20 protein-coding genes are annotated in these 24,682 nt (G+C 67.8%); 10 read left to right on the top strand and 10 right to left on the bottom strand.

Annotation, left to right across the window (positions count from 1 at the left end):
• Nucleotides 1-62 precede the first annotated feature (62 nt).
• The gene (gene hemC, locus B2J86_RS12365; protein ID WP_173025748.1) at nt 63-1,019 is read right to left on the bottom strand and encodes a hydroxymethylbilane synthase; all 957 of its coding nucleotides are present in this window, start codon (nt 1,017-1,019) and stop codon (nt 63-65) included.
• A gap of 65 nt (nt 1,020-1,084) precedes the next feature.
• Between hemC and ppc the strand changes: the two genes are divergently transcribed.
• Complete coding sequence (gene ppc, locus B2J86_RS12370) at nt 1,085-3,877, top strand: phosphoenolpyruvate carboxylase (RefSeq protein ID WP_371736512.1); 2,793 nt, start codon at nt 1,085-1,087, stop codon at nt 3,875-3,877.
• A 169-nt stretch (nt 3,878-4,046) separates the two neighbouring features.
• On the opposite strand, the gene B2J86_RS12375 is transcribed toward ppc, so the two are convergent.
• From B2J86_RS12375 to B2J86_RS12400, 6 genes are all read right to left on the bottom strand, one after another.
• Nucleotides 4,047-5,318, bottom strand: a complete 1,272-nt coding sequence (locus tag B2J86_RS12375) for an AI-2E family transporter (RefSeq protein ID WP_173025750.1) — start codon at nt 5,316-5,318, stop codon at nt 4,047-4,049.
• Nucleotides 5,319-5,524: 206 nt separating this feature from the next.
• Entirely contained in the window at nt 5,525-6,124 is a 600-nt protein-coding gene (gene flhC, locus B2J86_RS12380) for a flagellar transcriptional regulator FlhC (protein ID WP_169634052.1), read from the bottom strand.
• A gap of 39 nt (nt 6,125-6,163) precedes the next feature.
• Entirely contained in the window at nt 6,164-6,493 is a 330-nt protein-coding gene (gene flhD / locus B2J86_RS12385; RefSeq protein WP_169168189.1) for a flagellar transcriptional regulator FlhD, read from the bottom strand.
• A gap of 220 nt (nt 6,494-6,713) precedes the next feature.
• The gene (locus B2J86_RS12390) at nt 6,714-7,613 is read right to left on the bottom strand and encodes a sulfurtransferase (protein ID WP_173025751.1); all 900 of its coding nucleotides are present in this window, start codon (nt 7,611-7,613) and stop codon (nt 6,714-6,716) included.
• Between the two features lie 74 nt (nt 7,614-7,687).
• Nucleotides 7,688-8,608 carry a DMT family transporter gene (locus B2J86_RS12395; RefSeq protein WP_169168191.1) on the bottom strand — a complete coding sequence of 307 codons (921 nt, stop codon included), beginning with the start codon at nt 8,606-8,608 and terminating at the stop codon, nt 7,688-7,690.
• Between the two features lie 93 nt (nt 8,609-8,701).
• Nucleotides 8,702-9,841, bottom strand: coding sequence for an aromatic ring-hydroxylating dioxygenase subunit alpha (locus B2J86_RS12400; RefSeq protein ID WP_169168192.1), 1,140 nt, complete (start codon nt 9,839-9,841; stop codon nt 8,702-8,704).
• A 248-nt stretch (nt 9,842-10,089) separates the two neighbouring features.
• Between B2J86_RS12400 and xseB the strand changes: the two genes are divergently transcribed.
• The 5 genes from xseB to B2J86_RS12425 all read left to right on the top strand — a co-directional run bounded on the left by xseB (nt 10,090) and on the right by B2J86_RS12425 (nt 15,777).
• Nucleotides 10,090-10,317: an exodeoxyribonuclease VII small subunit gene (gene xseB / locus B2J86_RS12405; RefSeq protein ID WP_169634053.1), complete on the top strand. Its 228-nt coding sequence runs from the start codon at nt 10,090-10,092 to the stop codon at nt 10,315-10,317.
• Nucleotides 10,302-11,258, top strand: coding sequence for a polyprenyl synthetase family protein (locus B2J86_RS12410; RefSeq protein WP_169168194.1), 957 nt, complete (start codon nt 10,302-10,304; stop codon nt 11,256-11,258). Before xseB ends, B2J86_RS12410 begins: the two co-directional genes overlap by 16 nt.
• Nucleotides 11,259-11,330: 72 nt before the next feature.
• Complete coding sequence (dxs, locus tag B2J86_RS12415; RefSeq protein WP_173025752.1) at nt 11,331-13,229, top strand: 1-deoxy-D-xylulose-5-phosphate synthase; 1,899 nt, start codon at nt 11,331-11,333, stop codon at nt 13,227-13,229.
• A gap of 228 nt (nt 13,230-13,457) precedes the next feature.
• Nucleotides 13,458-14,540, top strand: coding sequence for a TRAP transporter substrate-binding protein (locus B2J86_RS12420; protein WP_169168196.1), 1,083 nt, complete (start codon nt 13,458-13,460; stop codon nt 14,538-14,540).
• Between the two features lie 157 nt (nt 14,541-14,697).
• Nucleotides 14,698-15,777, top strand: coding sequence for a TRAP transporter substrate-binding protein (locus B2J86_RS12425; protein ID WP_169168197.1), 1,080 nt, complete (start codon nt 14,698-14,700; stop codon nt 15,775-15,777).
• Between the two features lie 224 nt (nt 15,778-16,001).
• Here the strand turns inward: B2J86_RS12425 and B2J86_RS12430 are convergent, their stop codons facing one another.
• From B2J86_RS12430 to B2J86_RS12440, 3 genes are all read right to left on the bottom strand, one after another.
• The gene (locus tag B2J86_RS12430) at nt 16,002-17,786 is read right to left on the bottom strand and encodes a TRAP transporter large permease subunit (RefSeq protein ID WP_169168198.1); all 1,785 of its coding nucleotides are present in this window, start codon (nt 17,784-17,786) and stop codon (nt 16,002-16,004) included.
• A gap of 14 nt (nt 17,787-17,800) precedes the next feature.
• Nucleotides 17,801-18,421, bottom strand: coding sequence for a TRAP transporter small permease subunit (locus B2J86_RS12435; protein WP_169168199.1), 621 nt, complete (start codon nt 18,419-18,421; stop codon nt 17,801-17,803).
• 234 nt (nt 18,422-18,655) lie between these two features.
• Nucleotides 18,656-19,780 (bottom strand): helix-turn-helix domain-containing protein, encoded by a 1,125-nt coding sequence (locus B2J86_RS12440; RefSeq protein WP_173025753.1) that lies wholly within the window; start codon nt 19,778-19,780, stop codon nt 18,656-18,658.
• A gap of 212 nt (nt 19,781-19,992) precedes the next feature.
• Between B2J86_RS12440 and B2J86_RS12445 the strand changes: the two genes are divergently transcribed.
• From B2J86_RS12445 to B2J86_RS12460, 4 genes are all read left to right on the top strand, one after another.
• Nucleotides 19,993-20,463 carry a (2Fe-2S)-binding protein gene (locus B2J86_RS12445; protein ID WP_169634055.1) on the top strand — a complete coding sequence of 157 codons (471 nt, stop codon included), beginning with the start codon at nt 19,993-19,995 and terminating at the stop codon, nt 20,461-20,463.
• A gap of 28 nt (nt 20,464-20,491) precedes the next feature.
• On the top strand, nt 20,492-22,879 hold the full coding sequence (locus tag B2J86_RS12450; protein ID WP_173025754.1) for a xanthine dehydrogenase family protein molybdopterin-binding subunit: 2,388 nt from the start codon (nt 20,492-20,494) through the stop codon (nt 22,877-22,879).
• Between the two features lie 12 nt (nt 22,880-22,891).
• Entirely contained in the window at nt 22,892-23,683 is a 792-nt protein-coding gene (locus tag B2J86_RS12455) for a xanthine dehydrogenase family protein subunit M (RefSeq protein WP_173025755.1), read from the top strand.
• Between the two features lie 83 nt (nt 23,684-23,766).
• On the top strand, nt 23,767-24,681 hold the full coding sequence (locus B2J86_RS12460) for a MoxR family ATPase (protein ID WP_173025756.1): 915 nt from the start codon (nt 23,767-23,769) through the stop codon (nt 24,679-24,681).
• Nucleotide 24,682: the final 1 nt, after the last annotated feature.

Raw genomic sequence — 24,682 nt, forward strand, 5'->3', positions numbered from 1 at the left:
CCACTGCAGCGCCTCGCGCTCGGGGCGGGTGACGAGGGTGCGCGGCGCGGCCACGGCCTGGGTCAACCTGCGCCGCCGGCGCGCAGCTGCGCCGCCACGGCTTCGCCCAGGGTGTTGGCCTGCTCCAGCGCAATCGCCGTGCCGCGGGCGTGGGCGCGCACCAGCGGCCTGCGGCCGTCGGGGTCGCCCCAGGCGGCGTCGAGGTGCAGCGTCGTGCCTTCCAGGCGCGCATGGGCGGCCAGCGGCATCGAGCAGCTGCCGCCCATGCAGCGGCTGACGGCGCGCTCGGCCGTCACCGTGATCCAGGTCGGCAGGTGGGCCAGCGGCGCGAGCGCCTCGACCAGGTCGTGGCGGTCGCTGCGCACCTCGATGCCCAGGGCGCCCTGGCCCGCGGCGGGCAGCATCTCGGCGGGCTCGAAGACGGCGCGGATGCGCTCGTGCAGGCCCAGGCGCTTGAGGCCCGCGGCGGCCAGCACGATGGCGTCGTACTGGCCCTCGTCGAGCTTGCGCAGGCGCGTGTCGAGGTTGCCGCGCAGCGGCGCGATCTTCAGGTCGGGGCGCAGCGCTTGCAGCAGCACCTGGCGGCGCAGGCTCGAGGTGCCGACCACGGCGCCCTCGGGCAGCTCGGCGAGCGCGGCATAGCGCGGCGAGACAAACGCATCGCGCGGGTCTTCGCGCTCCATCACGCAGGCCAGCGCAAAGCCGGGCGGCAGCTCCATCGGCACGTCCTTGAGCGAGTGCACGGCGATGTGGGCGCGGCCGTCTTCGAGCGCGGTTTCGAGCTCCTTGACGAACAGCCCCTTGCCGCCGACCTTGCTCAGGGACCGGTCCAGGATCTGGTCGCCCAGCGTGGTCATGCCCAGCAGCGACACGGCGTGGCCGCGTGCGCGCAGCCGCGCTTGCACATGTTCGGCCTGCCACAGGGCCAGGCGGCTTTCGCGCGTGGCGATCACGACGGGGGGAAGTTGGGAATTCACGGGCAGCGTCACGCAGAGAAGAGGATGCGGGAATGCTAGCATGCTGCGCTGCAGCAGCCACCCCCTGCCACCCTTGCCGTGGCGCCCCAGGAGACACTTGCGTGAGCGTGAAAAAAACAGACAAGGACCAGCCCCTGATCGAGGACATCCGCCTGCTCGGGCGCATCCTGGGCGACGTGATCCGCGAGCAGGAGGGCGTGGCCGCGTTCGACCTGATCGAGCAGGTGCGCCAGCTCTCGGTGGCGTTTCGCCGCGACGCCGACCAGGATGCCGACAAGGCGCTCAAGAAGCTGCTCAAGGGCCTGTCGGCCGACCAGACGGTGAGCGTGATCCGCGCCTTCACCTACTTCAGCCACCTGGCCAACCTGGCCGAGGACCGCCACCACATCCGCCGCCGCACCATCCGCGAGCGCGCCGGCGACACGCAGGAGGGCAGCATCGAGGTGGCGCTCTCGCGCCTGCGCTGGGCCGGCATCGCGCCGGGCACCGTGGCCCAGACCCTGGCGGGCAGCTACGTCGCGCCGGTGCTCACCGCGCACCCGACCGAAGTGCAGCGCAAGAGCATCCTCGACGCCGAGCGCAGCATCGCGCAGCTGCTCGCCGCGCGCGACGACATCGCCGAGCGCGCCCAGCTCTACAACGCGGCCAAGGACGCGCTCACGCCGCGCGCGCTGGCGGCCAACGAGGCCCAGCTGCGCGCCCACGTCGCCCAGCTGTGGCAGACGCGGCTGCTGCGCTACACCAAGCTCACGGTGGCCGACGAGATCGAGAATGCGCTCAGCTATTACGAAGCCACCTTCCTGCGCGAGATTCCCAGGATCTATGCCGACCTCGAGCGCGAACTGGGCGTGCCGCACGTGCACAGCTTCCTGCGCATGGGCCAGTGGATCGGCGGCGACCGCGACGGCAACCCCAACGTCGGAGCCGACACCCTGGTGCAGGCCCTGCGGCGCCAGAGCGAGGTGGCGCTGCGCCACTACCTCACCGAAGTGCACCTGCTGGGCAGCGAGCTGTCGATGTCGGCCCACCTGGTGGGCGTGACGCCCGAGATGCAGCAGCTCGCCGCGAGCTCGCCCGACACCAGCGAGCACCGCCAGGACGAGCCCTACCGCCGCGCGCTCACCGGTGTCTATGCGCGCCTGGCCGCGACGCTGCAGCAGCTCAGTGGCGGCGAGGCCGCGCGCCACGCCGTGGCGCCGCAAAACGCCTATGGCGATGCCGCCGAATTCCTCGCGCAGCTGCACACCATCGCGGCCTCGCTGCAGGCACACCACGGCGCGGCGCTGGCGGCGCCGCGCTTGCACCCGCTGATCCGCGCCGTCGAGGTGTTCGGCTTCCACCTGGCCACGGTCGATCTGCGCCAGAGCTCCGACCAGCACGAGCGCGTGGTGGCCGAGCTGCTGGCCGTGGCGCGCATTGCACCCGACTACGCCGCGCTGCCCGAAGAGGCCCGGCGCGATGTGCTGATGCGCCTGCTGCAGGACGCGCGGCCGCTGCGCGTCATCGGCGCGCAGTACACGGCGCACACCCAGGCCGAGCTGGCGATCTTCGAGACCGCGCGGCAGATGCGCCAGCGCTACGGCGCGGACGCCATCCGCCACTACATCATCAGCCACACCGAGGCCGTCAGCGACCTGCTCGAAGTGCTGCTGCTGCAAAAGGAAGTGGGCCTGGTGCGCGGCACGCTCGATGCGCAGGCCCAGGCCGACCTGATCGTGGTGCCGCTGTTCGAGACTATCGAGGACCTGCGCAACGCCGCGCCCATCATGCGCGAGTTCTATGCGCTGCCCGGCGTGGTCGCGCTGGTGCGCCGCGGCGGCGGCGAGCAGGACATCATGCTGGGCTATTCGGACAGCAACAAGGACGGTGGCATCTTCACCAGCAACTGGGAGCTGTACCGCGCCGAGATCGCGCTGGTGGCGCTGTTCGATGCGCTGTCCACCGGCGCCACGCCGATCCGCCTGCGCATGTTCCACGGGCGCGGCGGCACCGTCGGGCGCGGCGGCGGACCGAGCTACCAGGCCATCCTGGCGCAGCCGCCGGGCACGGTGCGCGGCCAGATCCGCCTGACCGAGCAGGGCGAGGTGATCGCCTCGAAGTACGCCAACCCCGAGATCGGCCGGCGCAACCTCGAGACGCTGGTCGCCGCCACGCTCGAAGCCACGCTGCTGCAGCCGACCAAGCCGGCCACGCCGGCCTTCCTCGACGCGGCCGCGCACTTGTCGCAGGCCAGCATGGCGGCCTACCGCGCGCTGGTCTACGACACCCCGGGCTTCACCGACTACTTCTTCAGCGCCACGCCGATCCGCGAGATCGCCGAGCTCAACATCGGCTCGCGCCCGGCCTCGCGCAAGCCATCGCAGAAGATCGAAGACCTGCGCGCCATTCCCTGGGGCTTCAGCTGGGGCCAGTGCCGGCTCACGCTGCCGGGCTGGTACGGCTTTGGCGCGGCGGTCGAGGCGTTCGTCAACGCGCCCGGCCAGGACCCGAAGGCGCAGCTGGCGCTGCTGCGCAAGATGCACCGCCAGTGGCCGTTCTTCAGCACGCTGCTATCGAACATGGACATGGTGCTGGCCAAGAGCGACCTCGCGCTGGCCTCGCGCTACAGCGAGCTGGTGTCGGATGCGCGCCTGCGCAAGAAGGTGTTCACCGCCATCGAGCAGGAATGGCACCGCACGGCCGACGCGCTGACGCGCATCACGGGCGACAGGCAGCGCCTGGCGCACAACACCGCACTGGCGCGTTCGATCCGCCACCGCTTTCCGTACATCGACCCACTGCACCACCTGCAAGTCGAGCTGATCCGGCGCTGGCGCGCGGGGCAGAGCGACGAGCGCGTGCAGACCGGCATCCACATTTCGATCAATGGCATTGCGGCAGGTTTGCGCAACACCGGTTGAGCGGCCCGGGCGACGCCGGTGGGGCGGCTTTCCGGTCGGGCATCAGCTATCGTAATGATAGCTTCACACGCTTGCTGAATAAGCGCTGGAGGCCAATTTGGCTTGTATCCAGTGCGTGCGGTCCGGCGCAGGTGCAGTGCACGCCGCACGGTCCGCACCGCGCGCGGTGTCAGTTGCCCAGCAGCTCGCCCACGGCGTTCAGGTCTTCCACGCGGTCGCAGATGGCCTTGACGCCCATCATGATGGGAATGCCCAGCAACAGCCCCCACAGCCCCCAGAGCCATCCCCAGGCCAGCACGCTGACGAACACGGCCACCGGGCTCATGCTGCTGGTGCGGCTGGTGAGCCAGGGCGTGAGCAGGTTGCCCACCAGCGTGTGGATGACCAGCGAGGCGCTACCTACCGCTAGCGCCATGTCGAAGGTGCCGAACTGCAGAAACGCCACCAGCGCCGAGGCTCCGGTGACGATGATGGAGCCGATGTAGGGCACCAGGTTCAGCACCCCCGCGAACACGCCCCACACCGCGGGGTTTTGCAGGCCCAGCGCCGCATAGGCCAAGCCCGTGGCCACACCGACGATCACGCTGGTGAGCACCTGCACCAGCAGGTAGCGCTGGATCTGGCCGGAGATCTCGTTGAGCACGTGCACCGTCACCTTCTTGCGCTCCAGGCTCGGGCCGGCAATGCGCACGAGCTTGCGCCGGAACACATCGCCCGAGGCGAGCGCGAAAAATGTGAGGAACACCACCACGGTGAACTGGCCCACGGCCGAGAGCAGGCCCATGGTGCCGCTCCAGAGGTAGGCCCGGATGTTGAGCGGGGCGCTCTCGATCTGCACACGCTGCACGCCGCGCTTGGTCGCCGGCGGGGCGGCATTTTCGGCGGCAGCCTGCTCGATCTGGGTGGCCGCCTTTTGCACCGTCTCGAGCGTGCTCGGGGTCTTGTTTCCCGATTGCTCGCGCAGTTTGTCGCGCACCTTCTTGGCGGCCACGGGCAGCGACTCGACCACCTGCGAGGCGCCGTCGCTCAGCTGCCAGGCGGTGGCGCCGAGCCCGCCGACGATGCCCAGCAGCAAGAATGCCGCGCCTAGCCAGCGCGGGATGTGCCAGCGCTGCAGCACCGTGACCAGCGGCGAGAGCGCGCTGGTCAGCAGCACGCTCACGGCCACCGGGATGAACACCGCGGCGGCCCAGTGCAGCACGGCAATGCCGGCAAACAGCGCCAGCAGCGCCAGCGAGAGGCTGCGCACGTCCACGGGCGCGTTGAACTGGTACCCGGGTGGCGGTTCGGGCTCGGGCTCGATCGGGGGCACCAGCGGCGCATCGCTGTCCAGCGCCTCGGGCTCGGACGGCGGCGCGCTGGCGGGGGCCGCAGAGGCACCGGGGTCCAGCGCATCCGCACCTGCGGCCGGCGGGACGGGGGAAGTCAGTGCATGGGTCATCGCGGCATTGTGGGGCCGCGGCGTGGCGCGGCTGCGTAGGCCTGCGCCGCATTGCACAGCGGCCGCTCTCCGTGTCCAGGCCGCTGGCGCCCGCCGGGACAGTCGCCAGGAGATGCTATTGATTTTATAGCTTTATGCGCTTGCCTGATGGGCGCAAGAGGGCAAAAAGGCTTCAAAAACAGCGGCGGGGGGCTGCCGCCATGCGCTCAGTGCAGCATCAGCGAGCCCGCGCTCTTGCTTTTGCCGGCACGCGCCGGCGGGTTGCACAGGCCGCAGGTGTAGTGGCGGTTTTCGTACAGCTCGGTGACAAACTGGCCGTGGCACTGCGCGCATTGGGTGCGCGTGAGCATGCCGGCATCGACGAACTTGACCAGGCGCCAGGCCCGCGTGAACGACAGCAGGGGCTCGACCTGGGCGATCTCGATCTGCTCGGTGTAGAGGCGGTAGGCCTTGGTCAGCAGGTCCACGGCATCGAGGTCCACGCCCTTGGAGAGGTACTCGTAGATGTTGAGGAACAGCGAGCTGTGGATGTTCTCTTGCCAGGTCAGGAACCAGTCGGTCGAAAACGGCAGTTGCCCCTTGGACGGCGACTTGCCTGCGACTTCCTTGTAGAGCCGGATCAGGCGCTCGTACGACAGCGAAGTCTCCGATTCGAGCACCTGCATGCGCGCCCCCATCTCGATCAGCTTGGCGGCGCGCTCGATCTGCCGGGATTCTTGGAGCACGCTCTTGGCGGGGGCCTTGACCGCGCTTTTGGCGGCAGTTGGGGCGGAGGTCTTGGCTTCGGGGGCGGCGCTGGCGGTCATGTCGGCTTTTCTGAAAGGGCGGTGGATGGGGCGGTGTGCTCAGAGCACTTCCGAGACGCGGCTGGCCATCAGGATGTTGGCGTGCAGCGTGTTGGTGGCCTCGTTGCCGACCTTCTTGGGCGTGTTGTGGTTGGTCAGCAGGCTCCACACCAGGTTGTCGTCCACCCGGAAGCTGCAAAGAAGGGTGTTTCTGCTGGCCAGTTTCATCACTTGCGCGGCCGACAGCGAGACGAGAATATCGGCAGCGTCTTCGTTCAGTCCCAGACGGAACACTGCCTCGGCCTTGTCCTGGCGGATCAGGGTCTGGGCCAGCATCAGGTAGGTCAGGTTGGCTTCGCGGATCTCGGCCAGCAGTTGTTCGTTCGTCATGGTGCAATCCTTTTTCGGTTCGGGCCGCGCTGCCTGTTGCGTTGCGCGATCCGTTGAAATGGATTGTGAATTCGCCCCAATCAAAAATTAAGTCGGGGCGTGGCTATGCCGCGTGTCTGGTCGGGTGGCCGCCCTTGTAGGAATTTGCCCTACACGCGGTGCAGGCTGCCACGCCTGCGCTCGAAGGCAGGGCCTGCTGCGGCGGCGCCGCTGCGCCCCTTCAGCCGCGCTCGACCGGGCGAGCCGGGTCGCTGCACCATTCGCTCCAGCTGCCGGCAAACAGCGTGGTTTTTCCGAGCCCGGCCAGCTCCATGGCCAGCACATTGGGGTTGGCCGTAACGCCGCTGCCGCAGTGGTGCACCACGCCCTCGGGCGCCCGCCCGGCCAGCAGGGCCTCGAACTCCGCGCGCAGCACGGGCGCGCTCTTGAAGCGCCCGTCGGGGCCGAAGTTGTCGGCGAACGGCCGGTTCAGCGCGCCCGGGATGTGGCCCGCGACGGGGTCGAGCGGCTCGATCTCGCCGCGGAAGCGCGGTGCGGCACGCGCATCGATCACGGTCTGCCCGGGCTCCTGCAGGTGCGCCAGCACCTGCTCGGCGCTGGCCAGGCGGCGCAGCGGCTCGCCGAGGCGGAAGTTCGTCTGGAAATGGGCAGGCTCGCTGCCCTGCGCCACGGCGCCGCCGGCCGCCTGCCAGGCCGGCAGGCCGCCGTCGAGCACGGCGACGGCGTCGTGGCCCACCCACTTGAGCATCCACCACAGCCGGCCGCAAAAGGCCGAGCCATTGCGGTCGTACACCACGGCCTGCATGCCGTTGGCAAAGCCCACGCTGGACAGCCAGATCGCGAACTTCTCGCGGCTGGGCAGCGGGTGGCGCCCGCCCGAGGCCGGCGTGTCGGTCTGCGTGACGGTGATGCTGCCGTCGGCGCCCGGCGTGCCGTGCAGGGCGCTGAGGGCGTGGTCGAGGTGCGCGTACACGGCGCCGGGGATGTGGGCGGCCAGGTACTGCTGCTCGCCCTCGCCGGGCTGGGCCATGTCGAAGCTGCAGTCGAACACCATCAGTGGCGTGCCGCTGGCGAGCAGGGCCTGCAGTTCGGGGGCGGAGATCAGGGTGGTGTAGGTCATGGGGGTTCTGCGCAGTGAAAGGCGATGGCCCCCATTGTGTCCAGATTGCGCAAAACCCAAGCTGTCAACAGGCTCTAGTGTTCCTCGGCGGGGGCGCCCGGGGCGGCGCGTGCGCGCAGCACGGTGGCCACGATGCCGCTGCCCATGATGAGGGCCATGCCGAGCCAGCCGATGGGCGGGATCTGGTCGCCAAACAGCAACACGCCATAGAACGCCGCGAAGACGATGCCCGAGTACTGCAGGTTGGCCACCACCAGCGTGCCGCGCTGTGTGCGCGCATGGGCATAGGCGCGCGTCATGCACAGCTGCCCGCCCGCGGCCAGCACGCCGATCGGCAGCAGCCACAGGCCGGCGGCAAGGCCCGGCCAGGGCGAGGTGCCGGTCAGCAGCAGGGCCGCGCCGCCGGCCAGCGTGGAGCCGACGGCGAAGTAAAACACCGTGCGCGTCTCGGGCTCGCCCAGGCGCGACAGCGCCACGACCTGCATATAGGCAAAGGCGGCCGACATGCCCGACAGCAGCCCGACGACCCCCGCGAACACCTGCTCCTGGCTCTGGCCGATGCTGGGGCGCAGCATCATCACCACGCCGACAAAACCTGCCAGCACCGTGAGCACCAGCGGCCCCTGCAGCGCGGGGCGCGCCGCAGCGTCGGTGGGGCGCCAGGCCAGCAGCGTGCCGCCGACCAGGAAGGCGGCGATCCAGACGCTGCTCATGTAGTTGAGCGTCATGGCCGTGGCCAGCGGCAGGTGGGCAATGGCATAGAACCAGGCGCCCAGCGAGGTGACGCCGATCAGGCTGCGCCAGGCGTGCATGCCGGGGTAGCGCGTGGCCAGGCGGACCCCCTGCGAGCGCGCCAGCAGCCACAGGACCACCATGCCGATGATGCCGCGGTAGAAGACCAGCTCGGCCGAGCTGAAATGCGCCGACGCGATCTTGACGCACACGCCCATGCTGGCAAACAGGAACGCGGCCAGAACCATCCAGAGGGCTTGCATGTGGGGAGATTTGGAAGTGAAAATAGCTGCAAACGCTTGTCAGACAAGCGCTCGCAGCTATTGTAATAGGAGTGCTGGCGGGGCGTGTGGCGTTTAACGCTGCGGCACGGCGGCGCCCATGGCGTCGCGGTACCACTCGTGAAAGTGCTGCATGCCGTCTTCCATGGGGCTTTGGTAGGGGCCGACCTCGTTGTCGCCGCGCTCGAACAGGGCCTTGCGGCCGGCGTCCATGCGCTCGGCGATCTCGTCGTCTTCGAGGCAGGTCTCCATGTAGGCGGCCTGCTGCGCCTCGACAAATTCGCGCTCGAAGGCGGCGATTTCTTCGGGGTAATAGAACTCCACCATGTTCAGCGTCTTGCCGGGGCTGACCGGGTGCAGCGTGGAGACGGTGAGCACATGCGGGTACCACTCGACCATGATGTGCGGGTAGTAGGTCAGCCAGATCGCGCCGCGCTCGGGCAGCTTGCCTTCGCGGTACTTCAGCAGCACCTCGTGCCATTTCTTGTAGACATCCGAGCCCGGCTGGCCGAAGGTCGAGGCCACGCCCACGGTCTGCACCGAGAACTGCTTCTGGAACTCCCACTGCAGGTCGTCGCAGGTGACGAAATTGCCCAGGCCGGGGTGGAAGGGCCCGACGTGGTAGTCCTCCAGATAGACCTCGATGAAGGTCTTCCAGTTGTAGTGGCACTCGTGCAGCTCAATGCGGTCGAGCGCAAAGCCCTCGAAGCCCAGGTCGGCGCGCGGCCCCATGCGGGCCAGGTCGGCGGCGATGTCGCGGCCGTTGTCTTCGAACAGGAGGCCGTTCCACTCGCGCAGCGGGTAGTTGCGCAGGTTCAGGCAGGGGTCGTGCGTGAAATGCGGCGCGCCCAGCAACTCGCCGCCGGGGCTGTAGGTCCAGCGGTGCACGGGGCAGACGATGTTGCCGCCCGCGCTGCCCTTTTGCTGCGCCTGCAGCGAGCCGCGTCCCTTCAGCATGATGGCCTGTCGGTGGCGGCAGACGTTGGAGATCAGTTCGACCCCGCCGTGGGGGTTGCGCACGAGCGCGCGGCCCTCGCCCTCCTGAGGCAGGGCGTGGTAGTCGCCCACTTCGGGCACGCTCAAGGAATGCCCCACATAGCGGGGCCCGCGCTGGAAGAGCAGTTCCTGCTCGCGCTGGAACAGCGCCTCGTCGAAGTAGCTTGAAACTGGTAGTTGGCTTGCGGCCTGCTGCAGTCGAAGACTTAAATCAGACATGGGTGACCTGACCTAAAGACTCCCCACAGGGAGAACGCGCACTGGGCGCTGGAGGAAAAAAATAAACCGGCTTGGCGCCGGCTACAAGAGGAATGGGATTATAGGAGGTGGGGTTATTGGACGCGCCATTCCCGTGAAGCCCATCCGTGTATTGGCGCCGGCGCGCGCCGCCCCCAGGCCGCGCACTGGGGAGGTGCGCGGTATCGGCCTAAAATTGGCCGCTTTACCTTCGCCTGACCCGTCCTCCCATGTCCAAACCCAAGACCGACGACCCGGCCAGCTACGAGGCTGCGCTGGAAGAACTGGAGCAGCTGGTGGGCCGCATCGAATCTGGCCAGATGCCGCTGGACCAACTGCTGGCCGGCTACCAGCGCGGGGCCGTGCTGCTGGCCTTCTGCCGCGACCGCCTCGAAGCCGTGCAAGACCAGATCAAGGTGCTGGACGACGGCGTGCTGCAGCCATGGACCCAAGAATGAACGGCCTGCGCAGCGCGCGCAGCGCCCCCGTGTTTGACCTGCCGGGCTGGAGCCAGGCCCGTTTGCAGCAGGTGGAGCAGGCGCTCTCGCGCTGGGTTGGCACAGATGCCCCCGCCGGCTTGGGCGAGGCCATGCGCTACGCCGTGCTCGACGGTGGCAAGCGCCTGCGCCCGCTGCTGGTGCTGGCCGCGCGCGACGCCGTGGCCGCCGCCGATGGCGGCGTGCGCCAAGTGCCGCTCGATGATGCCGCGCTGCGCGCGGCCTGCGCGGTCGAGCTGATCCATGCCTATTCGCTGGTGCACGACGACATGCCGTGCATGGACAACGACGTGCTGCGCCGCGGCAAGCCCACGGTGCACGTGCAGTTCGGCGAGGCGCGCGCGCTGCTTGCGGGCGACGCGCTGCAGGCGCTGGCCTTCGAGTTGCTCACGCCCGAGGGCCAGGCCGTGCCCGCCGCGGTGCAGGCCGCGCTGTGCCGCCTGCTGGGGCGTGCCGCGGGCTCGGCCGGAATGGCCGGCGGGCAGGCGATCGACCTGGCGAGCGTCGGCTTGGCACTCGATGAAGACCAGCTGCGCCAGATGCACCGCCTCAAGACCGGCGCCCTGCTGCAGGGCAGCGTGATGATGGGCGCGGCCTGCGGGCGCGCCGACGCCGCCGCACTGGCGGGCCTGCAGGCCTATGGCGCAGCGCTCGGCCTGGCGTTCCAGGTGGTGGACGACATCCTGGACGTGACCGCGGACTCGGCCACGCTGGGCAAGACCGCCGGCAAGGACGCCGCCCACGAGAAGCCCACCTACGTCTCCCTGCTCGGGCTGGAGGGCGCGCGCGCCCATGCCCAGGAGCTGCTGCACGACGCCCACGCGGCGCTCGACGCCACCGGCCTGCCCGAGCGCGGCGCGCTGGCGGCCCTGGCCGACATGGTGGTGAACCGGTCCCATTGAGGCCGGTGGTTTTCATCCAATTGACTGCTGGCGCTTGCCTGGAAAGCGTTTGCAGCTATTTAATCGATAGCAATGCCCACTACGTCCTTTCCCCTGCTGCAGACCGTCAATGACCCGGCGGACCTGCGCCACATGTCGCGTGCCAATCTGAAGGTGCTGGCCGCCGAGCTGCGCGCGTTTGTGATCGAAAGCGTCGCGCAGACGGGCGGGCACCTCAGCTCCAACCTGGGCACCGTGGAGCTGACCGTGGCCCTGCACCATGTGTTCGACACGCCGCGCGACCGGCTGGTGTGGGACGTGGGCCACCAGACCTACCCGCACAAGATCCTGACCGGGCGGCGCGAGCGCATGGCCTCGCTGCGCCAGCTCGGTGGCCTGTCGGGCTTTCCGCAGCGCGCCGAGAGCGAATACGACACCTTTGGCACGGCGCATTCGAGCACCAGCATCTCGGCGGCGCTGGGCATGGCCCTGGCCGCCAAGCGCAAGGGCGAAAACCGCCACGCCGTGGCCATCATCGGCGATGGCGCCATGACGGCGGGCATGGCCTTCGAGGCGCTCAACAACGCGGGCGTCGCCGACTGCAACCTGCTCGTGGTCCTCAACGACAACGACATGAGCATCAGCCCGCCGGTGGGCGCGCTCAACCGCTACCTGGCCCAGCTCATGAGCGGGCAGTTCTATGCCGCGGCCAAGAACGTCGGCAAGACGGTGCTCGGCCCGGTGCCGCCGCTGCTCGAACTGGCCAAGCGGCTGGAACAGCAGGCCAAGGGCATGGTGGTGCCGGCGACGCTGTTCGAAAAGTTCGGCTTCAACTACATCGGCCCCATCGACGGCCATGACCTGGACTCGCTCATTCCCACGCTGGAGAACATCAAGGGCCTCAAGGGGCCGCAGTTCCTGCACGTGGTCACCAAGAAAGGCCAGGGCTATAAGCTCGCCGAGGCCGATCCCGTGGCCTACCACGGTCCGGGCAAGTTCGATCCGGCCGTCGGCCTGGTCAAGAGCAAAGCCCCGCCCAAGCAGACCTTCACCCAGGTGTTCGGCCAGTGGCTGTGCGATATGGCCGCGCAGGACAGCCGCCTGGTGGGCATCACGCCGGCCATGCGCGAGGGCTCGGGCATGGTCGAGTTCGAGCGCCGCTTTCCCGAACGCTACTACGACGTGGGCATTGCCGAGCAGCATGCCGTGACCTTCGCCGCCGGCATGGCCTGCGAGGGCGTGAAGCCCGTGGTGGCGATCTACTCCACCTTCTTGCAGCGCGGCTACGACCAGTTGATCCACGACGTGGCGCTGCAGAACCTGCCCGTGGTGTTCGCGCTCGACCGCGCGGGCCTCGTGGGCGCCGACGGCGCGACGCATGCCGGCGCCTACGACATCGCGTTCGTGCGCTGCATTCCCAACATGGCCATGGCCTGCCCGGCCGACGAGCGCGAATGCCGCCAGCTGCTCAGCACCGCGTTTGCGCAGAACCAGCCCGTGGCGGTGCGCTACCCGCGCGGCGCGGGCGTGGGCGTGGAACCGCTGACCAGCCTCGAGGGGCTGCCCTTCGGCAAGGGCGAAGTGCGCCGCACGCGCCAGGGCACCGGCCCGCAAGGCACGCCGCGGATCGCCATCCTGGCCTTCGGCACGCTGCTGTACCCGGCGCTGCAGGCGGCCCAGGCGCTCGACGCCACGGTGGTCAACATGCGCTGGGCCAAGCCGCTCGACGTGGACCTGCTGCTGGAGGTGGCGGGCGAGCACGACGCCTTGGTCACGCTGGAAGAGGGCGCCATCCTGGGCGGTGCCGGCAGCGCGGTGCTGGAGGCCCTGAGCGCCGCGCAGGTGCTGCGCCCGGTGCTGCAACTGGGCCTGCCCGACGTGTTCATCGAGCATGGCGATCCGGCCCAGTTGCTGGCGCTGCAGGGCCTCGACGCTGCCGGCATAGAGCGCTCCGTGCGCGCCCGTTTTCTGCAGAGCGAACGCGGCTGTTGATCGGTGCCGCGAAGCCTGCCCGGGGGAGGGGCAGGCTTTGTCTGGCGATCTCCCTTGAGGCTTGCAAAACGCTGAACGCGTTGGCCAGCAGGCCCGTGTCGCGGGAAAACCCGCAGGCCTGGCGGCGATGCAAGTTTTTACAATGTTCCACCGCTGATACATTGTTTCGTCACGCCACCGTCATGCGTGGCGTTTTCTTTTTGGCCTTTCCTTTCCGGAGTATTTTTCATGGATCGTCGTTCAATCCTTAAGCACGCTGGCGTCGCGGGTGTGCTGGCCGCAGGTGTCGCACCGGCGGTGCATGCCCAGGCGGCAGTGCGCTGGCGCATCGCCGCCAGCTTCCCCAAGTCGCTGGACACGATCTATGGCAGCGGCGAAATGTTCGCCAAGACCGTCAAGGCCCTCTCGGGGGGCAAGTTTGAGGTGTCGCTGCACGCCGCGGGCGAACTGATGCCGGCGTTTGGCGTGGTCGATGCGCTGCAAAACGGCACGGTAGAAATGGCGCTCACGGCGCCCTATTACTTCACCGGCAAGGACTCGATCTTTGCATTCGGCTGCGCCGTGCCCTTCGGCCTGAACGCGCGCCAGATGGATTCGTGGATGGAGCACGGCGGTGGGCGCAAGCTCATGGACGCGTTCTATGCCAACTACAACATCAAGAGCCTGAGCGCCGGCAACACCGGCACGCAGATGGGCGGCTGGTACCGCAAGGAAATCAAGACCACCGCCGACCTGAAGGGCCTGAAGATGCGCATGGGCGGCGGCCTGTTCGGCGAAGCCATGCAAAAGCTCGGCGTGGTGGCGCAGAACATGCCCGCGGGCGATGTCTACCAGGCACTCGAAAAGGGCACGCTCGACGCCGTGGAGTTCGTCGGCCCCTACGACGACGAAAAACTCGGCTTCAACAAGGTGGCGCCGTTCTACTACTACCCCGGTTGGTGGGAAGGCGGCGCCGAGCTGGCATTCTTCATCAACAACAAGGCCTATGCCGCGCTGACGCCCGAGTTCCAGGCCATCGTCGACGCCGCTGCGGCCGTGGCCGCCCGCGACATGACGGCCAAGTACGATGCGGTCAACCCGATCGCCTTGAAGAAGCTGGTGGGCGCGAAGACCCAGCTCAAGGCCTTCTCCAAGGAACTCATGGACGCCGGCTTCAAAGCGTCAATGGAAGTGTTTGCCGAGCACGAGGCCAAGTCGGCCGAGTTCAAGAAGATCCACCAGAGCATGCGTGCCTTCCAGCGCGACCAATTGCTGTGGGCGCGCTATTCTGAACTGCGCTTCGACAACTACATGTCTTCTGTGAAGCTGTAAGCCTTCCGCACCGAACGGCGTACGGGTCCATGCATTTCACCGCATGTCCGCACCCATGACCGGCGACCCAGTCCCCTTGCACGGCGGACAGGGTCGCCATTTTTTTGGCTTGCCGTACCGGGCCAGCCCTTCATTACCTTTCTTCAGGAGAATTGCCATGGATCGTCGCTCCCTTATCAAGAATGCCGGCATCGCCGGCGTGCTGGCCGCCGGTGTGGCACCGGTGGTCCATGCGCAGCCGGTGGTCCGCTGGCGGCTGGCGTCGAGCTTTCCCAAATCGTTGGACACCATTTTCGGTTCGGCCGATGTGTTCTCCAAAGCGGTCAAGGAGATGTCGGGCGGCAAGTTCGAGGTCTCGGTGCATGCCGCCGGTGAGCTGATGCCGGCGTTTGGCGTGGTCGATGGCGTGCAGAACGGCACCGTAGAGATCGCACACACCGCGCCGTACTACTTCTTCGGCAAGAACGAGGCCTTTGCCATTGGCGGTGCGATTCCGTTCGGCATGAACTCGCGCCAGCTCACGGCGTGGATCGTCGACGGCAACGGCGGCAAGCTGATGCGTGAGTTTTATGCCAAGTACAACATCGTCAACTTCGTCGGTGGCAACACCGGCGCGCAGATGGGCGGGTGGTTCCGCAAGGAGGTCAAGTCGCCGGCCGACATCAAGGGCCTGAAGTTCCGCGTGGGGGGCTTTGCCGGCAAGGTCATCGAGCGCATGGGCGGCGTGCCACAGAACATTCCCGGCGGAGAAATCTACCAGGCGCTGGAGAAGGGCACGATCGACGCGGCCGAGTGGATCGGACCCTACGACGACCAGAAGCTGGGCATCAACAAGGTGGCACCGTATTACTACTACCCCGGCTGGTGGGAAGGCAGCTTGAACCTGGAGTTCTACATCAACGACAAGGCCTTCAATGGCCTCTCGAGCGAATACAAGGCCATCGTGCAGGCGGCCGCCCACGAAGCCCATGTGGTGACGCAGGGCCGCTATGACGCGCGCAACCCGGGCGCGCTCAAGCAGCTCGTGGGCGCCAAGACCAAGGTGCTGGCGTTCCCGCAGTCGGTGATGGATGCCTCGTTCAAGGCCACCATGGAGCTGTACGCCGAGCTGAGCGAAAAGAACCCCGACTGGAAGAAGATCTATGGCGACTACCGCAACTTCCAGCGCGACCAGGTGCTGTGGTTCCGCTTTGCGGAGGCCAGCTTCGACAACTTCATGCAGCGCCAGAAGCTGTAGGACCCTGGTTCCCCCCGGGTGGCTCACTGCCACCCTTTCGGCCCCGCTCTGCGGGGCTTTTTTTGTTGGGTTCAGGCCCTGCCTGGGTGCAGATGTTTCAGCATTGCTGTCAAAAAGATAGCTTGATGCGCTGGTCCAGCAAGGGTTTGAGCCTCAAAAGACCATAAAAAAGGCCCCATTGCATGGGGCCTGGATTTGGGGGCTTCAGCGCCTGGACGCTGGGCTCACTTGCTGTCGCGCTGCACCGCGTCTTGCGCCGCCTTGAGCGGGTCGTCCGCAGGCGGCTCCGTCCCTGATGGCTCCTGCGGGCCGGGCGGCGTGGCGAAGGGGTCGTCCTGCGGGTGGTCCTGCGGGTCGGAGTGGAGCATGTCCGATTCCATCTGCTGCTGGATCTTCTCCATGTCGTACACCTCGGGCTTGTCCAGGCCGCTGGAGACGATGCCGGGGAAGGCAATGATCAGGCCCACCATGACGATCTGGATCAGCACGAAGGGCACGGCGCCCCAGTAGATCTGCATGGTCGTGATCGGCTGGATCAGCTTCTTCGTGAGCTTGTCGGTGTAGGCCACGGCGGGCGCGACGCTGCGCAGGTAGAACAGCGCAAAGCCGAACGGCGGGTGCATGAACGAGGTCTGCATGTTCACGGCCAGCAGCACGCCAAACCAGACCAGGTCGATGCCGAGCTTGTCCGCCACGGGCGCCAGCAGAGGCACCACGATGAACGACAGCTCGAAGAAGTCGAGGAAGAAGGCCAGGAAGAAGATCATGATGTTGACCACGATCAGAAAGCCGACCTCGCCGCCGGGCAGGCCGCTGAGCAGGTGCTCGACCCAGCGCGGGCCGTCCACGCCCTGGAACACCAGGCTGAAGATGGTCGAGCCGATCAGGATGAACACCACGAAGCACGACAGCTTGGTGGTGGTGTTGAGCGCCTGCTTGAGCAGCGAGAAGCTCAGGCGCCCGCGCACCATGGCCATGGTGAAGGCCCCCAGTGCGCCCATGGCCCCGCCTTCGGTGGGCGTCGCCACGCCCAGGAAGATGGTGCCCAGCACCAGGAAGATCAGCAGCAGTGGCGGGATCAGCACGAAGGTCACGCGCTCAGCCATGCGCGAGAGCAGGCCCATGCGCGTGACCTTGTTGACCATGGACAGCACAAAGGCCAGCGCCACGCCCACGCACATCGACACGACGATGGTTTCGTCCTTGGGGACGCTGGTCACGGCTTCGCCGGTCCACCAGCTGTGCACGTCGACGATGTGGTGGGCAAAGAACAACGAGGCCCCCACCGACACCACGGTGAGCACCAGCAGCGAGGGCAGGCCGCTCTTGCCGTCGTCTTCGCGGATGGTGCGCGCCTCGGGCGGCAAAGCCGGGACCCAGCTCGGTTTGAAGATGGCCAGTGCGAATACGTACAACGCATACATGCCCGTCAGCATGAAGCCGGGAATGAAGGCGCCCTTGTACATGTCGCCCACGCTGCGGCCCAACTGGTCGGCCAGGATGATGAGCACCAGCGAGGGTGGAATGATCTGCGCCAGCGTGCCCGAGGCGGCAATCACGCCGGTGGCAATGCGCCGGTCGTAGCCATAGCGCAGCATGATGGGCAGCGAGATCAGGCCCATCGAGATCACCGAGGCGGCCACCACGCCGGTGGTGGCCGCCAGCAGCGCGCCGACGAAGATCACCGCGAGCGCCAGGCCGCCGCGCACCGGGCCGAACAGCTGGCCGATGGTGTCGAGCAGGTCCTCGGCCATGCCGCTGCGCTCCAGGATCAGGCCCATCAGCGTGAAGAACGGGATGGCCAGCAGGGTGTCGTTCTGCATGATGCCGAAGATGCGCAGCGGCAGTGCCTGCATCAAGGCCTCGGGCAGCACACCCATTTCAATGCCGATGAAGCCGAAGAAAAGACCGCAGGCGCCCAGGCTGAACGCGACCGGGAAGCCAAGCAGCAGGAAGACGATGAGCCCGCCGAACATGATCGGCGCGAGGTTTTGGGTGAAGAATTCCATGGAATGTGCTCCGCTCAGTCGGCCTTGTGGGCGGTGGTACCGTTGCCTTTGGCGGCCTCGGCCAGGCGGCGGATCGACTCGGCAAGCTCCTCCTCGGCGGTCTTTTCCGCTTTCTTGGCGGTGGGGTCGTCCATGAGGCCCTGCAGGAAGGCCAGGCGCTTGATCAGCTCGGACAGGCCCTGCAGCATCAGCAGGCCAAAACCCAGCGGCATCATGGCGTAGACGGGCCAGCGGACCAGGCCACCGGCGTTGTTGGACATTTCGCCCGACAGGTAGCCTTTGAGGAAGAACGGAATGCCATACCACAGCACCGCCAGGCACATGGGCGTGAGGAAGAAGGCAAAGCCAACGACGTCGATCCAGATTTGCGTGCGTTTGGACAGGCGGCTCGATACCACGTCCACCTTGACGTGCTCACCCTGCAGCAACGTGTAGCCGGCCGCGAGCAGGAATGCTGCCGCAAACAGGTACCACTGCACTTCGAGGAAGGCATTGGAGCTGTAGTTGAACGCCTTGCGCACCACGGCATTGACGCCGCTGATGACGGTGGACGCGAGGATGAGCCAGATAACGTATTTACCGACCTGGCCGTTGAGCCAGTCGATGCCTCTGGAGAGTCTGATGAGGGCTTGCATGGGGTCTCCGAAAAAGCCTGCGTGCACAAAAAAAGATCCGCCACCGCTCCATGGCGGGCGAATCAGCAAATTGTTACGAACGCGCGATTCTACGGAGCAATACCGGCCGAGACTGACGGGTGCGTGACGGGCGTGATTGGTGTTATCCCCGACATGCTCCAAGGTCTGCGGTGCGGTGCCTGTACGGTGCAGGCCGCCCCCTTCAAAGCGCTCAGGGCGCTGCGCCGTGTGGCGTCAGCGGCTGCGTGGCGCACTGCGTGCGGGCTGCAGTTTGCGGTAGACCGTGGCGCGACTGATGCCCAGAGCGCGCGCGGCGTCGGCCACGTTGCCGCGCGCGTCCTGCACCGCTTTGCGGATCAGCGCGGTTTCTGCGTCGCGCAAGCGCGCGTGCGTGGCTCTAGCGGTGCCGTATACCCGGGCGGCATCGGCATGCGGCTGCGCCAGGCCCTGCAGGCGCAGGCCCGACCACAGCGGCAGGTCCAGCGGCGCAGCCAGGTGGCAGTGCGCTGCGTCGAACACCAGCGGCCAGGGCAGCGCCAGCCAATCGGCGCAGTGCAGGCGCTGGCCCGCGGCCGCCAGCGGCAGCAGTTGCCGTGCCAGGCTGTTGCTGCCCACCACAAAACCCTCGGCGTCGAGCGTGAGCAGACCGTCGGCTTCGCCGCCCAGTGGCGCACCGGGCCAGTTCAGGCGCAGCAGCAGGGCGTGCGGCAGCTGCAGCAGCAGCGCGTCTTCGATGGCGCGGGCCGACCGCGCCACCAGATGGCGCAGCTCGGGGCGCTCGGGCACGTCGACGCCGGTCAGGTCGAGCATGCCCACGCATTCGCCGCGCGGACCCTGCAGCGGTGCGCCCGCGCAGCTGTAGCTGCTGTTGCCATCGAAAAAATGCTCGCCGCGGTGCAGCCACACGGGCTGCAGCTCGGCCAGCGCCGCGCCAATGGCGGTGGTGCCGACGGCAGCTTCCGACAGGTCCAGCCCCACGCGGCCAATGGCCCGTGCGCGGGCATCGGCGCGGTCGAGGGGGCCCTGCACATCGACCACCACGCCATGCGCATCGGTCAGCAGCGTGAAACAGCGCATGCCCGCCACGGCGCGCGCAAGCTGCGCCTGCACGGGGCGCGCTGCGCGCAGCAACGTCCTGTGAGCGTCGGTGCTGCGGCGCAGGGTGCTGGCGTTCACGGCATCGAACACCACCGCCTCGCCGGGCTGGCGCCCGCGGGCCAGGCAGCGCTGCCAGGATCGGACGATCCAGGGCGCCACGCCGCAGGCCTCGGCCGGTGCGCCGGCCTGCAGCAGGGCGCGCCGGGCCTGGGCGATCAGGGCGCTGCGGTCGGCGGGCGTGTGTAAGTCGGGCGCGAACATCGGTACCCCCGGGGTGGACGCCGGGGCCGCGGGCGGCGGCGACCGAGCGCAGGCTGCAGGGCATTCGCGCAGGTGCGCCGCAGCATGTTTCATTTTGAGAATACCTTGCGGGCCGCGGCAGAAATCTAGGGTTGTCCCTAGGGATGGCGGCCCGGGTGGGGCAGAAGATGCGCCTTGCCAATCCAGCCATCACCTCCAGAGGAGACAGCGAGATGCAAGTCCAGTTCACGGTCAACGGCCGCGCAGCCAGTATTGACGTTCCCCCCCACACCCTGCTGGTGCATGCGCTGCGCGAGCACCTGCAGCTCACCGGCACGCACGTGGGTTGCGACACCAGCCAGTGCGGTGCCTGCACCGTGATCGTCGACGGCCGTGCCGTCAAATCGTGCGCCATGCTGGCTGCGCAGGCACAGGGCGCTGACGTGCAGACCATCGAGGGCGTGGCCGCACCCGACGGCACCATGCACCCCATGCAGGCAGCCTTCAAGGAGTGCCACGGCCTGCAGTGCGGTTTTTGCACGCCCGGCATGGTGATGAGCGCGCTGGACCTGGTGCAGCACCACCCCCACGCCAGCGAGGCGCAGATCCGCGAATTGCTCGACGGCAACATGTGCCGCTGCACCGGTTACCAGAACATCGTCAAGGCCGTGCAGCGGGGCCAGCAGGCCATGGCCGCCAATTGAGTTGCAGGCCGTACAGGGAGACACAACCATGGGTGCATCCGACTTTTCCAAGCTGCCGCACATCGGCGAACCGGTCCGCCGCAAGGAGGACTACCGCTTTCTCACGGGCGCCGGCCAGTACACCGACGACGTGGTGCTGGCGGCGCAGAGCTTTGCCGTGTTCGTGCGCTCGCCGCACGCGCATGCCAGGGTCAACAGCGTCCACACCGAGGCCGCCAAGGCACTGCCCGGTGTGCTGGGCGTGTTCACCGGTGCCGACGTGGCGGCCGACCACATCAACGGTCTGCCGTGCGGCTGGCTGATCACCAGCACCAATGGCGAGCCCATGAAGGAGCCTCCGCACCCCATCTTGGCGCAGGGCAAGGTGCGCCACGTGGGCGACCAGGTCGCCATGGTGGTGGCCGAGACGCTGCAACAGGCGCGCGATGCCGCCGAGCGCGTCGAAGTCGATTACGAGGTGCTGCCGGCGGTCGTCAACGTGGCCGATGCGGCCGCGGGCGCCGTGGCGGGGGCGGTCGTGCACGACATCGCCGAAGACAACCACTGCTTCAAATGGGCCCTGGGCGACAAGGTCGCCGTCGAGGCGGTGTTTGCCAACGCTGCGCACGTCACGCAGCTCGACCTGGTCAACAACCGGCTGATCCCCAACGCCATCGAACCGCGCGCCGCCATTGGCTCGTACAGCAGGGCGAACGGCGAATACACGCTGTACGTCAGCAACCAGAACCCGCACGTCGAACGCCTGCTCATGACGGCCTTCGTGCTGGGGCTGCCCGAACACAAGGTGCGCGTGATAGCGCCCGATGTGGGCGGCGGCTTTGGCTCCAAGATCTTTCTGTACGCCGAAGACGTGTGCCTGACCTGGGCGTCGAAAAAACTCAACCGCAACATCAAATGGGTGGCCGAGCGCAGCGAGGCCTTCCTGACCGATGCGCACGGGCGCGACCATGTGAGCCATGCCGAAATGGCCATGGATGCGCAGGGCAAGTTCCTGGCTCTGCGGGTGCACACCGATGCCAACCTGGGCGCCTACCTCAGCACCTTTGCCAGCGCCGTGCCCACCATCCTCTACGCCACGCTGCTGGCGGGCCAATACAGCACGCCGCAGGTGTACGTGGAGGTGGATACCTGGTTCACCAACACCACGCCGGTCGATGCGTACCGGGGGGCGGGCCGGCCCGAAGCCACCTATCTGCTCGAGCGCCTGGTGTCGCGCTGCGCCTGGGAGTTGGGACTCACGCAGGACGAGATCCGCAAGCGCAACTTCATCACCAGCTTTCCCTACCAGACGCCGGTGGCGCTGCAGTACGACGTTGGCGACTACCAAGCCTGCATGGCGCAGTCGCAGGAACTCGCCGATGTCGCGGGGTTCGAGGCGCGCCGCGCGGCCAGCGAAGCCAGGGGCCTGCGGCGCGGCATCGGCTACTCGTCGTACATCGAAGCCTGCGGCATTGCGCCCTCGAACATCGCCGGGGCGCTGGGCGCGCGCGCCGGCCTGTTTGAATGCGGCGAAGTGCGCGTGCACCCAACCGGCAGCGTCACGGTGTTCACGGGTTCGCACAGCCACGGCCAGGGGCACGAGACGACTTTTGCACAGGTGGTGGCCGCGCGCCTGGGGATTCCCGTGGAAAACGTCGACATCGTCCACGGCGACACCGGGCGCGTGCCCTTCGGCATGGGCACCTATGGCTCGCGCTCGATCAGCGTCGGCGGCGCGGCCATCATGAAAGCGCTCGACAAGATCGAGGCCAAGGCGAAAAAGATCGCCGCGCACCTGATGGAAGCCAGCGATGCCGACATCGACTTTGCGGGCGGCGAATTCACCGTGAAGGGAACGGACAAGAAGATCCCGTTCGCGCAGATCGCGCTCACCGCCTACGTGCCGCACAACTACCCGCTCGACAAGCTCGAGCCCGGCCTGAACGAAACGGCGTTCTACGACCCGACCAACTTCACCTTCCCGGCAGGCACCTACATCTGCGAGGTCGAGGTGGACCCGCAAACCGGCGTGGTGCGCGTGGACCGCTTCACCGCCGTGGACGACTTCGGCACCATCATCAACCCCATGATCGTCGAAGGTCAGGTGCACGGCGGGCTGGCGCAGGGCATTGGCCAGGCGCTGATGGAGAACTGCGTCTACGACCGCGAAACCGGGCAGCTGCTCACGGGCAGTTTCATGGACTATGCGCTGCCGCGCGCGGGCGACGTCCCGCAGTTCACGCTGGGCCATGTCTGCACGCCGTGCACGCACAACCCGCTGGGCACCAAGGGCTGCGGCGAAGCCGGGGCGATTGGCTCGCCGCCTGCGGTCATCAACGCCGTGCTCGACGCGCTGGCGCCCCTGGGCGTGAAGGATTTCGACATGCCCGCGACGCCGCACCGTGTGTGGCAGGCCATCCAGAACGCACAGGTCTAAGGAGATTCCAGCATGTACGCCTTCACCTACGACGCCCCGGCCACGCTGGACGCTGCGGCTGCGCAAGCCGCAGCCGGCGCGCGCCCCATTGCCGGCGGGCAAAGCCTGCTGCCCGCGCTGCGCCTGCGCCTGGCCAACCCCGGCCAATTGGTCGACCTGGGCCGTATCCCGGGCCTGGACCGCATCCACCGCGACGGCGACCAGCTCGTCATCGGCGCCATGGCATGCCACCAGGCGGTGGCCGACAGCGCCGAGGTGCGGGCCGCCATTCCCGCGCTGGCCGACCAGGCCGAGCACATCGGCGATCGGCAGGTGCGCGCGCGCGGCACGCTGGGCGGCTCGCTGGCCAACAACGACCCGGCCGCCTGCTACCCCAGCGCGGTGCTGGCGTTGGGCGCCACGGTGGTCACCCAGCGCCGGGACATCGCCGCCGACGACTTCTTCGTGGGCATGTACACCACGGCGCTGGAAGAGGGCGAGCTGATCACGGCCGTGCGCTTCCCGATTCCGCAGCGGGCCGCCTACATCAAGTTCCGCCAGGGCGCGTCGCGCTTTGCGCTGGTGGGCGTGTTCGTGGCGCAGACGCAGGCCGGGGTGCGCGTCGCGGTCACCGGCGCCGCCAGCAGCGTGTTTCGCCAGGCGGCACTCGAAGCCGCGCTGAACCAGAGCTTCACGCCCGAATCGGCCGCTGCCGTGCGTGTCGACCACGCCGAGCTGGGCAACGACATCCACGCCAGCCCGGCGTACCGCGCGCAGCTCATCAGCGCGCTGGCGCAGCGCGCCGTGGCGCACATGCTGGGTTGACGCTGCCGGCAGTGCACATTTTGATTCAAAACAGGCGCAAGCGCTTTCCCAGTAAGCGCTGTTGGCTATAGAAAATGTAGCAAATGAATGCAGACCCACGGCCCCTGGCACCCGCAACCATCGATGCGCTTGCGCAGGCGCTGCAGGCCCAGGGCTACTTTGCCGACCGCCGCCTGGCGACCGCCGCCTGGCTGGCGCTGGCGCTGCAGCGCCCGCTGCTGCTCGAAGGCGAGCCCGGCGTGGGCAAGACCGCGCTGGCACAGGCGCTGGCGCGCGCCCTGGGCCGCCCCCTGATCCGCCTGCAGTGCTACGACGGCCTGGAGCAGCGCGAAGCCTTGTACGAATGGAACTACGCCGCGCAGCTGTTGCACATGCGCGCCGCGGAAGGGCAGGGCGCACTGGATGCCGAACGCATCGAGCGCGAAATCTACCAAGAGCGCTATCTGCTCAGCCGCCCGCTGCTCCAGGCCCTGCGCACGCCGGCGCCCGGCGCCCTGCTGCTGGTGGACGAAATCGACCGTGCCGACGAGCCCTTCGAGGCGTTTTTGCTCGAATACCTTGGCGAATACCAGGTCAGCATTCCCGAACTCGGCACGGTGCGCGCCCAGGCACCGCCGGTCACGCTGCTCACCAGCAACCGCACGCGCGATCTGCACGATGCCGTCAAGCGCCGCTGTCTGTACCACTGGCTCGACTACCCGGACCGCGAGCGCGAACTCGCCATCGTGCGCGCCCAGGTGCCGGGCGCCAGCGCGCGCCTGTCGGAACAGGTGGCCGACTTCGTCGCCCGCCTGCGCAGCCAGCCTTTTGCCAACGCCTTCCAGCGCGCGCCCGGCATTGCCGAAGCGGTGGAGTGGGCCAAGGCGCTGGTGGCGCTCGACACCCTGGTGGTCGATCCCGAAGTGGTGCAGGACACCGCGGGCATCCTGTTCAAGCAGCGCGAAGACGTGGCGGCCCTGACGCCGGACATGGCGGCGCAGCTCCTCGCCCCCGACTGAC

Origin of the sequence: Acidovorax sp. SRB_14 (assembly GCF_012932145.1) — a bacterium.
In the GTDB taxonomy this organism is placed as follows: domain Bacteria; phylum Pseudomonadota; class Gammaproteobacteria; order Burkholderiales; family Burkholderiaceae_C; genus Simplicispira.

Excerpts from the sequence above, each read along its gene's own strand:
- hemC (WP_173025748.1), bottom strand. The coding sequence starts at position 1,019 with ATGCTAGCATTCCCGCATCCTCTTCTCTGCGTGACGCTGCCCGTGAAT.
- B2J86_RS12375 (WP_173025750.1), bottom strand. The coding sequence starts at position 5,318 with ATGACCCATGCACTGACTTCCCCCGTCCCGCCGGCCGCAGGTGCGGAT.
- flhC (WP_169634052.1), bottom strand. The coding sequence starts at position 6,124 with ATGACCGCCAGCGCCGCCCCCGAAGCCAAGACCTCCGCCCCAACTGCC.
- flhD (WP_169168189.1), bottom strand. The coding sequence starts at position 6,493 with ATGACGAACGAACAACTGCTGGCCGAGATCCGCGAAGCCAACCTGACC.
- B2J86_RS12390 (WP_173025751.1), bottom strand. The coding sequence starts at position 7,613 with ATGACCTACACCACCCTGATCTCCGCCCCCGAACTGCAGGCCCTGCTC.
- B2J86_RS12395 (WP_169168191.1), bottom strand. The coding sequence starts at position 8,608 with ATGCAAGCCCTCTGGATGGTTCTGGCCGCGTTCCTGTTTGCCAGCATG.
- B2J86_RS12400 (WP_169168192.1), bottom strand. The coding sequence starts at position 9,841 with ATGTCTGATTTAAGTCTTCGACTGCAGCAGGCCGCAAGCCAACTACCA.
- xseB (WP_169634053.1), top strand. The coding sequence starts at position 10,090 with ATGTCCAAACCCAAGACCGACGACCCGGCCAGCTACGAGGCTGCGCTG.
- B2J86_RS12410 (WP_169168194.1), top strand. The coding sequence starts at position 10,302 with ATGGACCCAAGAATGAACGGCCTGCGCAGCGCGCGCAGCGCCCCCGTG.
- dxs (WP_173025752.1), top strand. The coding sequence starts at position 11,331 with ATGCCCACTACGTCCTTTCCCCTGCTGCAGACCGTCAATGACCCGGCG.
- B2J86_RS12420 (WP_169168196.1), top strand. The coding sequence starts at position 13,458 with ATGGATCGTCGTTCAATCCTTAAGCACGCTGGCGTCGCGGGTGTGCTG.
- B2J86_RS12425 (WP_169168197.1), top strand. The coding sequence starts at position 14,698 with ATGGATCGTCGCTCCCTTATCAAGAATGCCGGCATCGCCGGCGTGCTG.
- B2J86_RS12430 (WP_169168198.1), bottom strand. The coding sequence starts at position 17,786 with ATGGAATTCTTCACCCAAAACCTCGCGCCGATCATGTTCGGCGGGCTC.
- B2J86_RS12435 (WP_169168199.1), bottom strand. The coding sequence starts at position 18,421 with ATGCAAGCCCTCATCAGACTCTCCAGAGGCATCGACTGGCTCAACGGC.
- B2J86_RS12440 (WP_173025753.1), bottom strand. The coding sequence starts at position 19,780 with ATGTTCGCGCCCGACTTACACACGCCCGCCGACCGCAGCGCCCTGATC.
- B2J86_RS12445 (WP_169634055.1), top strand. The coding sequence starts at position 19,993 with ATGCAAGTCCAGTTCACGGTCAACGGCCGCGCAGCCAGTATTGACGTT.
- B2J86_RS12450 (WP_173025754.1), top strand. The coding sequence starts at position 20,492 with ATGGGTGCATCCGACTTTTCCAAGCTGCCGCACATCGGCGAACCGGTC.
- B2J86_RS12455 (WP_173025755.1), top strand. The coding sequence starts at position 22,892 with ATGTACGCCTTCACCTACGACGCCCCGGCCACGCTGGACGCTGCGGCT.
- B2J86_RS12460 (WP_173025756.1), top strand. The coding sequence starts at position 23,767 with ATGAATGCAGACCCACGGCCCCTGGCACCCGCAACCATCGATGCGCTT.